Source organism: Alishewanella aestuarii B11 (genome assembly GCF_000280055.1).
In the GTDB taxonomy this organism is placed as follows: Bacteria; Pseudomonadota; Gammaproteobacteria; order Enterobacterales; family Alteromonadaceae; genus Alishewanella; species Alishewanella aestuarii.
The window spans coordinates 1-14,179 of record NZ_ALAB01000005.1 but is presented as its reverse complement, the minus strand read 5'-3'; the positions used below and the strand labels follow the sequence as shown (position 1 = coordinate 14,179).

General features: G+C 51.2%; 13 protein-coding genes. 8 read left to right on the top strand and 5 right to left on the bottom strand.

Annotated features, from left to right (window positions below):
- Positions 1-61: 61 nt before the first annotated feature.
- Together AEST_RS02930 and AEST_RS02925 are read left to right on the top strand one after the other, a co-directional pair.
- Positions 62-331 (top strand): hypothetical protein, encoded by a 270-nt coding sequence (locus AEST_RS02930; RefSeq protein WP_008606932.1) that lies wholly within the window; start codon positions 62-64, stop codon positions 329-331.
- 678 nt (positions 332-1,009) lie between these two features.
- Entirely contained in the window at positions 1,010-2,080 is a 1,071-nt protein-coding gene (locus AEST_RS02925; RefSeq protein WP_008606930.1) for a GGDEF domain-containing protein, read from the top strand.
- 8 nt (positions 2,081-2,088) lie between these two features.
- On the opposite strand, the gene tdh is transcribed toward AEST_RS02925, so the two are convergent.
- The 3 genes from tdh to AEST_RS02910 form a co-directional block, all read right to left on the bottom strand.
- The gene (tdh, locus tag AEST_RS02920) at positions 2,089-3,114 is read right to left on the bottom strand and encodes an L-threonine 3-dehydrogenase (protein ID WP_008606928.1); all 1,026 of its coding nucleotides are present in this window, start codon (positions 3,112-3,114) and stop codon (positions 2,089-2,091) included.
- Positions 3,115-3,128: 14 nt separating this feature from the next.
- Positions 3,129-4,325, bottom strand: coding sequence for a glycine C-acetyltransferase (locus AEST_RS02915; protein ID WP_008606927.1), 1,197 nt, complete (start codon positions 4,323-4,325; stop codon positions 3,129-3,131).
- A 127-nt stretch (positions 4,326-4,452) separates the two neighbouring features.
- Positions 4,453-5,124: a TetR/AcrR family transcriptional regulator gene (locus tag AEST_RS02910; protein WP_008606925.1), complete on the bottom strand. Its 672-nt coding sequence runs from the start codon at positions 5,122-5,124 to the stop codon at positions 4,453-4,455.
- A gap of 107 nt (positions 5,125-5,231) precedes the next feature.
- Here AEST_RS02910 and coaD point away from each other — a divergent pair, with 107 nt between their 5' ends.
- Complete coding sequence (coaD, locus tag AEST_RS02905; RefSeq protein ID WP_008606923.1) at positions 5,232-5,717, top strand: pantetheine-phosphate adenylyltransferase; 486 nt, start codon at positions 5,232-5,234, stop codon at positions 5,715-5,717.
- A gap of 85 nt (positions 5,718-5,802) precedes the next feature.
- On the opposite strand, the gene AEST_RS02900 is transcribed toward coaD, so the two are convergent.
- A complete protein-coding gene (locus AEST_RS02900; protein ID WP_008606922.1) occupies positions 5,803-6,528 on the bottom strand; it encodes a SapC family protein in 726 nt (241 codons plus the stop codon).
- 160 nt (positions 6,529-6,688) lie between these two features.
- A complete protein-coding gene (locus AEST_RS02895; RefSeq protein ID WP_008606921.1) occupies positions 6,689-8,287 on the bottom strand; it encodes an AbgT family transporter in 1,599 nt (532 codons plus the stop codon).
- A 314-nt stretch (positions 8,288-8,601) separates the two neighbouring features.
- On the opposite strand from AEST_RS02895, the gene AEST_RS02890 reads away from it, so the two are divergent.
- From AEST_RS02890 to tnpB, 5 genes are all read left to right on the top strand, one after another.
- A complete protein-coding gene (locus AEST_RS02890) occupies positions 8,602-9,351 on the top strand; it encodes a 3-hydroxybutyrate dehydrogenase (RefSeq protein WP_008606920.1) in 750 nt (249 codons plus the stop codon).
- 60 nt (positions 9,352-9,411) lie between these two features.
- Positions 9,412-12,876 (top strand): PAS domain-containing hybrid sensor histidine kinase/response regulator, encoded by a 3,465-nt coding sequence (locus tag AEST_RS02885; protein WP_238534549.1) that lies wholly within the window; start codon positions 9,412-9,414, stop codon positions 12,874-12,876.
- A 145-nt stretch (positions 12,877-13,021) separates the two neighbouring features.
- Complete coding sequence (locus tag AEST_RS02880; RefSeq protein WP_008606917.1) at positions 13,022-13,357, top strand: HlyD family secretion protein; 336 nt, start codon at positions 13,022-13,024, stop codon at positions 13,355-13,357.
- A 79-nt stretch (positions 13,358-13,436) separates the two neighbouring features.
- Entirely contained in the window at positions 13,437-13,814 is a 378-nt protein-coding gene (gene tnpA, locus AEST_RS02875) for an IS66-like element accessory protein TnpA (RefSeq protein WP_008606916.1), read from the top strand.
- Positions 13,811-14,158 carry an IS66 family insertion sequence element accessory protein TnpB gene (tnpB, locus tag AEST_RS02870; RefSeq protein WP_008606915.1) on the top strand — a complete coding sequence of 116 codons (348 nt, stop codon included), beginning with the start codon at positions 13,811-13,813 and terminating at the stop codon, positions 14,156-14,158. Before tnpA ends, tnpB begins: the two co-directional genes overlap by 4 nt.
- The last annotated feature ends 21 nt before the right edge of the window (positions 14,159-14,179 follow it).

Sequence of the window (14,179 nt, the reverse complement as noted above, 5' to 3'; positions counted from 1 at the left end):
GCTGCTGTCATAAAAACTGCCTACATTAGACATATCGACCTTTAATTACCGAGCCCTGCTAATGTCTACTTTATCCGAGCAACTACTAAGCCTGGCACTTACGCCGCTCTGGCAGCCCAGCGTCGAATCCGATAATGCTGCGCTACTGGCTTCGCTTAATACGGCAGAGCAGGCATTATTGCGGGAAAAGATTATCTGTTTTGTCTACACACCTGAGCCTGAAAACCCAGAGGAAAAAGAAGAAACAGAGGAAACAGGAAATCCTAATCCACAAACTCCGACTCCAAGCGATGACAAAGAAAACTTATCGTCAATTCGGCTAGCCGGTTAGAGAATGAAGGTCCTCGCTTTTAGGTGTTTTTTGCTTCTAGCACTAGCAGTTGCTAATGTACCAGCTCTTGCCAGCGATTTTAGTCAACACTTAGAGCAACTGAACGACCTAAGGCTCAAAGATCGCAATCAGTTCCAAGGAAATGTCAGGCAGCTATATGAAAATACTGACAAAACTACGCTAAGTAACACTGAGCTGGGTCATTTGTTATTACTAACTGCTTGGGACCATGTACTTACTGGAGATTTTGAGCGCGCCTTAAATCAACTCGAACAAGTTGATACGAATATAAGTCCGGAACTTGAATTAAAAGTAAGTAGCTTAAAAACAAACATTTATGTTTTAAGCTATCGATATAGTGATGCATTCCTACAAGCGGAACAAGTTTTAGTTTCTCTACCAACGATAAGAGAGCCTTCTCTTTACACCCAAGTAGCAGGTCCTCTTATTCTTCTTTATAACAACGTTGAGAGATTTGAGCTAGTTAATCAGCTTATTGACCAAGGTCTAAGAATTACTTCCGATAATGCTTTGCGCTGTCGGTTGATAGCTCCGAAACTACAAGGTGCATATAAAACTAAAAATTTCCAACAATACTCACTAGATTTCGACTCAACACACTCACTCTGCGAACTCGCCAACGAAGTTATTTTCTCACTACTAATTATCCGCAACCATATGTTCTATTTACTGGAACAACAGCAAGCCGCTGCTGCCCTGGCGTTTTATCAGCAGTATTATTCTCAGGTTGAACAGATTAATTATCCGATTTTAACCGCAGGTTTTAACGCCGCCGCCGCAGAAGCGCTATTACAACAGGGCGAGTTGGCTGCGGCCAATGAGCTGGCGCAGCGCGCTGAGCAAAGTTTACCGGGCGATCGGAATGATCCGGCGGTGCTGAGTACCTACCGGGTACTAACGCTGCTGGCGCAGGCGGAGCGTAACTTTGACAACCTGCTGCGTTATAGCGAAAAACGCCGTGATACCGAGCTGGCAATTGCCAGAGAAAAAGCCTCGCAGCAATTGGCTTACCAGCTGGCCAGTGGCGAAGCCCGTCTGAAAGAGCAACGGATCCAGCTATTGGATAAAGATAATGAACTGCTTACGCTGGAACGTAATTTATATCAGCAGCAGGCGGAAAATCGCTATTTAATGCTATTACTGATTGGTAGCCTGAGTTTAATCCTTGGCTTACTGACCTACCGTGGCCTGACCCGCAGTAAGCGTTATCGCAAAATGGCCGAGTTTGACCAACTTACCGGCATTAGCAACCGTTATCATTTTACCGAGCAGGCGAAGCAGGAAATTACCCATTGCATCCGGGCGCAGCGGCCGGTAGCGCTGATCCTGTTTGATTTGGACCACTTTAAACAAATTAATGACCGTTTTGGTCATGCCGCCGGCGACTGGACCTTGCAACAGGTGGTGCTAAGTTGCCGCAACTTTATCCGGCATAGCGATATTTTTGGCCGTATTGGTGGCGAAGAGTTTGTGATCCTGCTGACAGACTGCACGGCCGAGCAGGCGGTGATGCTGGCTGATATTTGTCGTACCGCACTGGCAGATATTGATACCAGTGGTTATCAGCAGCAATTTAAAGTGACCGCCAGCTTTGGTGTAGCAGACAGCAATCAGGCCGGTTACGATTTAAGTGCGCTGCTGGCAGCAGCTGATGCTGCGATGTACCAGGCCAAACAGCAGGGACGTAATCAGGTGTACTGCCCCGCCACAGCGGACGGGGCTGTTTAAGCCGGGGCTTAAGACCAGTTTAGGATCACCTTACCTGACTGGCCTGAGCACATAATTTCAAAGCCTTCTTTATAGTTTTCCATCGGCATTTCGTGGGTAATAATCGGGCTTAAATCCAGACCAGACTGAATTAAGCTCGCCATCTTATACCAGGTTTCAAACATTTCCCGGCCGTAGATGCCTTTAATTACCAGGCCTTTAAAGATGACCTTATTCCAGTCAATCGCCATGGTCGATGGTGGAATGCCCAGCATGGCAATCTTACCGCCATGGTTCATGGTATCCAGCATGCTGTTAAAGGCTGCCGGTACGCCAGACATCTCCAGACCAACATCAAAGCCTTCGGTCATGCCCAGTTCCTGCATCACGTCTTTCAAGTTCTGTTTGCTGACATCAACGGCGCGGCTGGCACCCATTTTCAGCGCCAGCTCAAGCCGGTATGGGTTGACATCGGTTACCACCACATGCCGGGCACCAACATGGCGCGCGACTGCGGCCGCCATAATACCGATAGGGCCAGCCCCGGTGATCAGCACATCTTCACCCACCAGATCAAAAGACAGGGCGGTATGTACGGCATTGCCAAAGGGGTCAAAGATCGCCGCGATATTATCCGGGATATTGTCCGGCAGCTTAAAGGCGTTATAAGCCGGGATCACCAGATACTCAGCAAAAGAGCCGGTACGGTTTACCCCCACACCAATGGTATTACGGCATAAATGCACGCGGCCGGCGCGGCAGTTACGGCAGTAGCCGCAGGTAATATGGCCTTCACCGGAGACACGGTCACCCAATTTAAAGCCGCGCACTTCTGAGCCCATGCCTTCAATGACGCCGACATATTCATGGCCAACTACCATGCCATGCGGAATGGTGTTCTGCGCCCATTCATCCCATTTGTAGATATGTACGTCTGTGCCACAGATGGCGGTTTTTCTGATCTTGATCAGGACATCGTTTGGCCCCACTTCCGGTTTCTCAACCTCGGTTTGCCAAATACCCGGTTCTGCTTTTAATTTTGCTAATGCTTTCATTATTACGCCCCGCCTTATGCGATCACGCCCATGTCTTTACCAATACGGATAAAGGCCGCAATGGCTTTATCCAGCTGCTCTTTTGTATGTGCCGCTGAAATCTGGGTGCGGATCCGCGCCTGGCCTTTTGGTACTACCGGGAAGGAGAAGCCAACCACATAGATGCCCTCGGCCAGCATCCGTTTCGCCATTTCGGCAGCCACCTTGGCATCACCCAGCATGACCGGAATAATCGCATGATCTTTACCGGCCAGCGTAAAGCCGGCAGCGGTCATCTGCTCGCGGAAATAATTGGCGTTTTGCCACAGCTTTTCCCGCAGTGCGCCGCCCTGCTCCAGCATCTCCAGCACCCTAATTGACGCCGTAACAATAGAAGGTGCTAAGGAGTTTGAGAACAGATATGGCCGTGAACGCTGGCGCAGCCATTCGATAATTTCTTTTTTACCTGAGGTATAACCACCGGAGGCACCGCCCAGCGCCTTGCCCAGGGTGCCGGTAATAATATCGACTCTGTCCATCACGTCACAGTATTCGTGGGTGCCGCGGCCATTTTTACCCACAAAACCCACGGCATGGCTATCGTCAACCATTACCATGGCGTTGTATTTATCGGCCAGATCACACACCGCTTTTAAGTCGGCAATCACGCCATCCATGGAGAACACACCATCAGTGGCAATCAGCTTAAAACGGGCGCCATCGGCATCGGCCTGCTGCAGCTGGGCTTCCAGCTCGGCCATATTGTTATTGGCATAACGGTAGCGTTTGGCTTTACACAGCCGCACGCCGTCAATAATGGAAGCATGGTTCAGTGCATCCGAGATCACCGCATCTTCAGCACCGAGGATGGTTTCAAACAAACCGCCATTGGCATCAAAGCAGGAAGAGTACAGGATGGTATCTTCGGTACCTAAAAAGGCACTAATTTTTGCTTCCAGCTGTTTATGGATATCCTGGGTACCACAGATAAACCGCACTGAGGCGACACCAAAGCCGTGGCTTTGCAGGCCCTGCTGCGCGGCAGCAATCAGTTCGAGGTTATTGGCCAGGCCCAGATAGTTATTGGCACAAAAGTTTAGTACCTGCTCGCTGCCAACGGTAACGCTGGCTTGTTGTTGTGAGCTGATAATACGTTCTGCTTTGTACAGACCTTCTGCTTTCACCTCTTCGATTTGTTGTTGTAGATGGTGCAGAAAAGCGCCATTGCGCATAAAGCCTCCTCTGGCAATGTAGGCGGGTAAGTTGATTTGACGCGCTATTGTACTTTCTAGCGGCCCTTGCTGCAGCGATTATACCGAAGATTAGCGGGGCTTGCCTGCCCCGCTTGTAAAGAATTGGCTACAAATCGGCCGCTGCCTGATCTGTTCCGACCAGCTGACTATAGTAGTGCTGCAGTTGCAGCATATCGGCGCGGGCGGCAGCGGTGGCATAGGGCTTAAATAATAGCAGTACTTTCAGGACGCCACGGTACAGGTTGGCCTGATTCACTTCGGCCTGTGGCGCCTGGGTTTTCAGATAGCTGATCCAGAAGGTAACCAGCAGTTTGATATTGTGCGCCAGATCGCGGATATCGGCCTCATCGACTGCAATGACGCCCTGGGCTTTTAAGGCTTTAATTACCGTCATCACCCGCGCCAGTACGCCCTGCTGCACCTGCAGGTAATCCTGTTGCAAGGCCGGATCCCGTGACAGGATATCCGGCAGATTGGCGTAGAAAAAATGAAACCGCCACATCAGCTCAAATACGATATCCAGATAATCAGTCAGGGCATCCAGCGGCCTGGCTTGGGCTGAAGGCGGTTTAATCCGCGTTTCCAGCAGCTTGGTATATTCACGGAAAATATGCCGGATAATGTCTTCTTTATTGCGGAAGTGGTAATACAGGTTGCCGGGGCTGATGCCCAGATGGGCTGCAATATGGTTAGTGGTAACCTGACGCTCACCAACCTCATTAAATAACGCAATACTGGCTTGAATAATCCGGTCTTTGGTTCTGAGCTTCTTTTCCATTGCGAACTGCAGGCTTCTTTTTTTAGGCGGTTATTTTGCTATAGTAACGCCAAATTGACGTTAAATGCCAGCAAGCTCTGCGCTGGCCCTGACAGGAACTGCTTTTGATGCATATTCGTGCGATTTACCCCGGTACCTTCGATCCTTTAACCAATGGCCACGCTGATATTGTACTGCGTGCCGCGCGGCTATTTGAAACCGTAATTGTTGCGGTAGCTGCCAACCCCAGCAAACAGCCGTTATTTAGCCTGGATGAGCGGGTCGCGCTGGCCCGGCAGGCCTTTGCCGACTGCCAGAATGTGTCAGTAATTGGGTTTTCTGGTCTGCTGGCTGATTTTGCCAAAAGCCAGCAGGCACAGGTGCTGATCCGCGGTGTACGGGCGGTAGCAGACTATGAGTACGAATTTCAGCTGGCCAGTATGAACCGCTCGTTAAACCCGGAGCTGGACAGTATTTTTATGACGCCGTCGGAGAAAAACACCTTTATCTCGTCGACCTTGGTTAAAGAAGTGTGCCGGCATGGCGGCGATGTCGCCAGCTTTGTCCCCGAGCATGTGAAACAGGCCTTACTGGCAAAGTTTGGCCGCGCTTAGTCACGCTTAGCCGCGTTTAACAGTATGCGATAGCCACCAACGCAAAACGGCAGCCGAGGCTGCCGTTGCTGTTTGCCGATAACGCTTAGGCCTTAGCGGCTTCTTCGCGCTCAGCCAGTTTTTGTACCAGCTTCTGCGTATGCTGCAGTGACATCAGGTGCGCATAAATTGCCGTCAGATAACCCAGCTTACGCAGTTCGAGGAAGGTTTCGTCGCTCAGCTCATTCAGCTTTTGATCGTCGACCATATGGATGCCGTTGATATTGCGCTTTTCTTCGTTGATGGTAACTGTTAATACCTGCTCTTTCAGCAGACCCAGGCTTTTTAGTTTTTCCATAAACACCTGCGTCATCTGGGCATAATCAACGTACTCGCCCATTTGCTGCTTGCGCACAGTTAAAAACTCACTTTCGCTGCCATCATCGTTAAACAGCGGGAAGCCTTCGGCTTCATTTACCCGCTCTGAGGCTTCATCAATCGCCACCATCAGGCGGTCACTTTCCGGTGCTTCCTGTACCAGCACCAGCGGATAGTTACGCACTACGCGCGGTACGTACATGGCTTGCCATTTATCATCAACCAGCATCAGGTTTTGCTGCGACGCCAGGCCCAGTAACACAACCGGCTGGAAACGCTCAGTTTGCTGATCTTTAACAAACACTACCGGGAACTCGGCACCGGCTACCACAAATTCATGTACTACTACCGGCAGCATATGTTCCTGCGCGATATGGCTAAAAGGCCGCACTGAGCTGATTTTGGTTTTCGCGTGTTTTTCTTTGTGCAACCCTACAACTTTATTCTGTTCCATAAACGACTCTGTTCTCTGAATTTTTTCTCTAATTGCCCGCCGGTCGCGGGCGCCTGTAGCAGATCGGCAGCGCTTTCGGGCCAGTTTAGCGAGCAGCTGACCGCGCAATCTGCCCGTGTTATATCACAGCTTTATGACCACAGTAAGACCCTGTTGCCTATTACTGCGTGAATTCATAATAGGTCGGTGAGCCCGGACCAACCGGCAGCCCCAGTAAAAACACCCAGATATAAAACAGCACCACCCAACCGATAAAGAAAATCATGGTATAGGGCAGCATGGTAGCAATCAGGGTACCTATACCTAGGTCTTTCTTATAGCGGGCAGCCACAGCCAGGATCAGGCCAAAATAGCTCATCATCGGGGTGATAAGGTTGGTTACCGAATCGCCAATGCGGTAAGCAGCCTGGATCACTTCGGGCGAGTAGCCAACAATCATTAGCATCGGTACAAAGATGGGGGCAAAAATTGCCCACTGTGCCGAGGCCGAGCCCAGCGACAGGTTAACAATGGCGCACATCGCAATAAAGAACACAAACAGCATCGGGCCGGTTAAACCGATATCCTGTAGTAAGTTCGCACCTTTCACCGCCAGAATGGCCCCCAGATTCGACCAGCCAAAAAAGGCCACAAACTGCGCCGCAAAAAATACCAGCACGATATAGAGCCCCATCGAGCTGATGCTTTTCGCCATCGCATTAATCACATCACGGTCGGTTTGCATGGTGCCGACCACCTTGCCATAAACAAAGCCCGGAATAGCAAAGGACACAAAGATAAACACCACTATGCCTTTTAAGAAAGGCGAATCGGCGACTAAGCCGGTATCCGGGTGGCGCAGCACACCATCGGCCGGCACCACGCTAAGTGCCAATAGCAAACAAATACCGAGAAAAGCTAAACCGGCCAGCTTTAAGCCCTTACGCTCCTGCGCACTAAGCTGTTCCAGCTTTTGCTCGCCCAAATCGACGGCAGCTTCACTCACGTTATATTTGCCCAGTTTCGGCTCAACAATTTTTTCGGTGACAAAGGCGCCCAGACCAGCAATAACGAAGGTACTGGCAATCATAAAGAACCAGTTTGCTTCCGGGCCCACCACATAGTTTGGGTCAATCAGATTGGCTGCCGAAGTGGTAAAGCCGGCTAGTAACGGGTCGACAGTGCCGATAAAGAGATTAGCGCTGTAGCCACCGGATACGCCGGCAAAGGCCGCCGCTAAGCCCGCCAGCGGATGGCGCCCCAGCGAGTGGAAAATCACAGCCGCCATCGGGATTAGTACCACATAGCCCAGCTCAGAAGCAGTATTCGAGATAATACCGGCAAAGACTATAGTCACTGTGACCATACGCTTAGAGGCATTCATCACCAGGCCGCGCATGGCGGCGGAAATCAGACCCGAATGCTCAGCAATACTGACCCCCAGTAACGCAACCAGCACCACGCCCAGTGGCGGGAAGTTGGTAAAGTTGGTGACCAGATTCGAGACAATACGCTGCAAGCCATCAACATTCATCAGGCTGACTACCCGGATCATGCCATCGGCGGCGCGCCCGGCAGTGCCTTCCGGGCGGGGATCGACAGCACTAAAATCAAAGTAACCGGCAATACCGCTACCAATCACCACAGCCAGCGCAAAGCAGGCAAACAGCGTAACCGGATGCGGTAATAAATTACCTAAAAATTCTACGGTATCGAGAAAGCGGGTAAACCAGCCACGTTGTTCCGGGGCGCCTTGCGGCGTCCTGCTGGTAGTTGTCATAGGTGTATCCTCTTGGTCTGCGGCTTGGCGCTGTCTTAGCAGGCCTTTGTTTTAGCTTCGGTTTATCGCAATATCAGCCGTATGATACCCACCCGGTATCACGATAAGAGCCTTAATTGAAGCGCGTAAAAATCTTACAAAGCGGCTAAATCTACCACAGGTCGCCCGCTTAGCAAAGTCGCTAACGCTGATGTGGCAAGCCTGAGCGGGCAGCGGCCAGGATACCCGACACTCAAACATAGCACTAAAGTACCGTTGAGTAACGGCGCCGGCTTTTTTAGTATCAAACCATAGCAGTTAAGCGGAGAGTGATTATGCAGGTTGTTATTACAGGCGCGACCGGCGGCATTGGTTTTGCTGTGGCAGAGGCTTTTGCCAAGGCACAGCACCAGGTGGTGTTGGCCGATTTGGACGAAAAGTTATTAACCGAAAAGGCTGCGCAGTTACAGGCACAGGGCTATCAAGCCGATTATTGTGTGCTGGATGTGACTAATCCGGAGCAGATTGCCGACTGCGCGGCGCGCTTTCCGGCCGATATTCTGGTCAATAATGCCGGAATTCAACATGTGGCACGGCTGGAGGATTTTCCTCCGGAAAAGTGGCAGCTGCTAATTGAGGTCATGCTGACCGGGCCGGCGATGTTAACCCGTGCCATGTTGCCGCAAATGCGCGCCAACAACTTTGGCCGGGTAATTAATATCGGCTCTATTCATGCTTTGGTGGCCTCGCCGTTTAAATCGGCCTATGTTGCCGCCAAGCACGGTTTACTTGGTTTTAGTAAAGTCGTGGCACTGGAGAATGCCGACTGTAACTTTACCATTAATACCATTTGCCCGGCTTATGTAAAAACGCCGCTGGTGGAAAAGCAAATTGCGGCCCAGGCCAAAGAGCATAACCTGACCGAACAACAGGTCGTGGAGCAGATCATGCTAGCGCCAATGCCGCAAAAAGCCTTTATTGATGTCAGTGAAATTGCCCAGACCGCGCTGTTTTTATGCCAGGACGCCGCCAAACATATCACCGCGCAAACGCTGGTATTGGACGGCGGCTGGACGGCGCGCTAGCAAGTTGCGCGCTTATTCGGCACAATCAGCCAATACTCTGAGATGAATTCTGCGGCTGAAATGATTCAAAACGCCAGCGGCATCGGTCTGGCGATCCTTGCCGCCATTTCACTACTCTACTTATTGGTGCTGTATTCGGTGGGCTTATTTGGCCGCCGGGTCAGCGCCCATCACCCTTTGGCGCCCTGGGTGTTTAGCCTGGCGCTGTCAATTTACTGTACCTCCTGGGCCTTTTATGGTGTTACCGCACAAGCTGTGGTTAATGGCTGGTGGCTGCCACCCACCTATATCGGCTCTTTTATCCTGTTTTGGTTTGGTTTTAAGTTAGTCGCACGTATTGCCATTGCCTGCCGGCGCTACCGTATTACCTCTATTGCCGATTTTATCGCTACCCGTTTTGGCCATTCCCGCTTACTGGCCATCTTAATAACGGTGATTCTGTTTTTAGCCGTAATGCCCTATGTCGCGTTGCAACTGCAGGCCGTCGCAACCAGCATTAATACCTTAGTTGGCAGCACCACCGGCGAATATTGGTATACCGATACCGGGCTTTATGTTTGCTTGTGGATGGCCGTGTTTGCCATGCTATTTGTCAGCCGCAGCGCCAAAGCGCATCAACCCAACCCCGGCCTGATGACAGCTATTGCCTTTGAGTCGTTAATTAAGCTATTGGCCCTACTGGCGATTGGTGCCTTTGTGGTCTGGGGCATGTTTGACGGCTTTGCGGATATTTTTAGCCGGGCGGCTGATAACAGCGCGGTACAGAATATTCAGCAACAAGCCCTGCCAGCCCACACTTACTGGGTGCATGTGTTACTCGGTTTTGCCGCTACACTCTGTCTACCACGGCAATTCCACGTCAGCTTTGTTGAGAACCAGCGCCTGAGCCATTTACGCAGCGCGCGCTGGCTATTTCCGTTATATCTGCTGTTAATGGGTATTTTTACCCTGCCGCTGGGTCTGGCCGGGGTGATGCTGCTGGGTGAACAAGCAAATATTGATCTGGTGGTTTTACAATTACCGCTGGCCGCCAACCGCACCGATATCGCCTTATTGGCTTATCTGGGCGGCTTCTCTGCTGCAACCAGTATGGTGGTCGTAGCGACAGTGGTACTGGGGATCCTGATTACCAACGAATTACTGGTGCCACTGTTGTTCCGGCGCAGTAAACTGGATACCGCCGCGCAAAACCCGATAAAAATTGCTACCTTACGCAGGCTGGCAATGCTATTTGTGTTGCTGCTGGGCTTTATTTATTACCGCGCTATCGGCAGTGGTACTGGTCTGGCACAGCTTGGCCTGACTGCTTTTGCTCTGGTTGCCCAGCTGGCACCCGTGTTAATTATGAGTTTGCTATCACGGCGCATCAACCGCAGCGGCGCTATTGCCGGCTTGCTAAGTGGCGCACTGCTCTGGGCTTATATTCTGCTGTTTCCAGAGTTAGTACGCGCCGGCATTATCAGCAGTAGCATCCCGCAGCAAGGCTTGTTCGGCCTGACCATGTTGGCACCACAGCATTTGTTTGGCTGGCAGGGCGATAGCATTACACTGGGAGTAGTGCTGAGTTTAAGTGTTAATAGCCTGATGATTTTAGTGGTCAGTCAGTTAACCCAAACCGGACTGGGTGAATATTTGCAAAGTGGCCGCTTTCTGCGCAGCAGCAAAGAACCCGCACCAAAGCCACAACAACAACTCAGTTTTGAAGAGTGCTATCTGCTGGTGCGCCGTTTTGCCGGTGAGCGTGAGGCACAGCGTTTACTGCAACGCAACCTGCGCGAACGCGAACCGGATTTACAGCGCCAGGCATCCGCCAATTTTATTCAGGCCACTGAGCGTAGCTTAGCTGCGGTATTAGGTGGCGCCTCAATGCGCCTGGTGATGGGCGCAATTGGCCGTCACGCCCGCCTACCGATGGAGACAGTCGAACGCTTTGTTGATGAAGCCGGACAGGTGTTTCGTTTTAACCAGAGCTTGCTGCTGTCAACCATTGATAATATCAGCCAGGGGATCGCCGTCGTAGACGCCGACCAGCGGCTAATAGCCTGGAACCCACGCTATATTGAGATGTTTAGTTATCCACCTGGCATGGTTGAAGTGGGTAAGCCTGTGGCCGAGCTGATTCGCTTTAACTTGCAGCGCGGTCTGATTGATTCGGCCGATATTGAAGCTGAGGTGCAAAAACGGATTGGCTATTTACGCCAGGGCAGCCCCTATAAAGTGCAGCGCCGGCAGCAAGATGGCCGGGTGCTGGAAATTCAGGGCAATCCGTTGCCCGGTGGTGGCTTTGTTACCACCTATACTGATGTCAGCTCTTTTATTGCTGTGCAGCAACAGCTGGAGCAAAGTAATCAATTACTGGAGCAACGGGTAGCAACACGCACCAGCGAACTGCAGCAACTCAATGATCAATTGCAAAAAACCCAGCGCCAGCTGGAAGCCAGCACCCAGGCCAAAACCCGGTTTTTTGCCGCGGCCGGCCATGACTTAATGCAACCTTTTAACGCTGCAGCCCTATTCGCCAGCCTGTTGCGCCAAAAAATCGCCGAGCCAGAGCTAAGGCAATTAACTGATAACCTGAGCCAGTCGCTAAATTCAGCAGAGGAGCTGCTAACTGCCATTCTTGATCTGACTAAACTGGATTCCGGGGTGGTTAAACCGCATCATCAACCTGTGGCCGTGGCGCAGTTACTACAGGATCTGGCCCGCGATGCAGCCGTACTCGCCGAACGTAAAGGGCTAAGGTTTAAGCTGCATAGCAGCAAGTTAGTGGTAAATACCGACCGGAAACTGCTAAAACGGGTGTTACAGAATTTATTAGCCAATGCCATTCGTTATACCGAAAGTGGCCGTGTGATCCTCGGCGTAAAACGCACTGGCCACACCTTAAGGCTCTGCGTACTGGATAGCGGCGTTGGCATTGCCACCGCCGATCAGCAGCGGATTTTTGAAGAGTTTCAACAAGGCAGCCAGCCGGATCAAAAAGGCCTGGGCCTGGGTCTGGCAATTGCCCATCGCATCAGTACTATTCTGGATCATCCACTGCAGCTGCAATCGGTACAGGGCCGCGGCAGTTGCTTTAGCGTTACCCTGCCGCTGATCAGCGGTAGCACTGCGGTCAGCGTTAGCCCGGCACTTAGCAACGATATCAGCGCCAGCTTTAACGGCAAAAAAATCCTGCTGCTGGATAACGAACCCCAGTTGTTATATGCCGTACAAAGCCTGCTGCAAAGCTGGCAGTGTGAAGTGCGGGCGTTATCACAACCGGCTGAGGTACTGGCTGCGCTGCAACACGGGTTTCAGCCCGATCTGTGCCTTTTTGACTACCACCTGGATAATAATGCCACCGGCATTGAGGTCGCTAATCAACTTAGTGCCCATTTTGCGCTGACTGCCCCCGTTATTATTCACTCCGCCGATCATGATCAGCAAATCCGCGAGCTGGCACTCAATAGCGGTTATTACTTTTTATTAAAACCGTTAAAGCCGGTGGCGCTAAAGCGCTTGTTTCAGCGGTTATTGAAATAAAACGCCCTCCTTAAGCACCATGCTTTATAAACCGTTAAGTTTTATCGGTTCTACTTTTTATAAATTATTATTCTTAGATGCTCCTTTACCACTCACAAATTAACGCCTATAAATTAATCACCATTAATTAACTTATTTATCACAAATGACAGGAAATAACCTTTTCCGGCTTGCCGCGGTTAAACAGCAAGCAAACCGGCTGGAAGGCGACGTCATCATAGCCCAGCCGCTCAGCGGTACTGTGCTTACCGCCAGCCTGGTTGCAATAGTCGGCAGTTTAATTAGCTTTCTGGCGCTGGCTGACTTTAACCGCAAAGAAACCGTAACCGGCTATCTGCAGCCTACCGCGGGTTTAGCCAAAGTCTACGCCGGACGCACTGGCGTAATTAGCCAGGTCTTGGTCCGGGATGGCAGTGAAGTCGCGGCCGGTACGCCACTGCTACTGATTCAATTTCCCGATCAATTGGCAGAAGGTGAGTAAGCGTCCGGCGAACACATCTTTTATTTGCTAACTGATCACGCATCATAGTGCTCACTGTTGCCAACTGTGAGACTTATGAATGACAGCTTTAAAACACCCCGATGTGCGCCGGGTCTTTTCCCCTGAGTTTAAATGGCAGATTGTCCGAGAATCCAAAGAGCGTACACTGTCCGTTTCTGAATTAGCCCGCAAATACGATGTGAACACCAACCAGGTATTTCGCTGGATGCGTGAAGCTGAGGCGGGTCAGGCTTTGTGGGTCAGACGCGCTAAAGGTGAACCGGATGCGCCTGTAGCTGCTTCAGCTTTTCTACCTGTCAGCGTCCGCCCGGCTAATGCAGCAGCCCCCGTTTTGCCTAAAGCTGCCATCACGGTGTCATTTCGAAGTGGTCATCAGTTGATGTTGCACGAGGCGACACCGGCCCTGTTAGCGCAACTGGTGGCAGCGTTATCATGATGATGTTATCGCGTGATGTGCGTATCTGGCTGTGTGCGGGTTTCACCGATATGCGCAAAGGGTTTGATGGCCTGGCTGCCATGGCGCAGCACGTCCTGCAAAAAGACCCTTTCAGTGGTCATGTGTTTGTCTTTCGCGGACGGCGTAGTGACCGGGTGAAATTACTGTGGTGGGATGGTCAGGGCTTGTGTTTATTCTACAAGCGTCTTGAGCAGGGACAGTTCGTCTGGCCTGTCGCAAAATCCGGTGCTGTGCATTTAACCCAAGCGGAGTTAGCGCTACTGCTTGAAGGCTTAGACTGGCGTCCGCCCGCCAGAAAAAATACGCCAAAAAACACAGCTTAAATACAATTAATCAATGAGTTA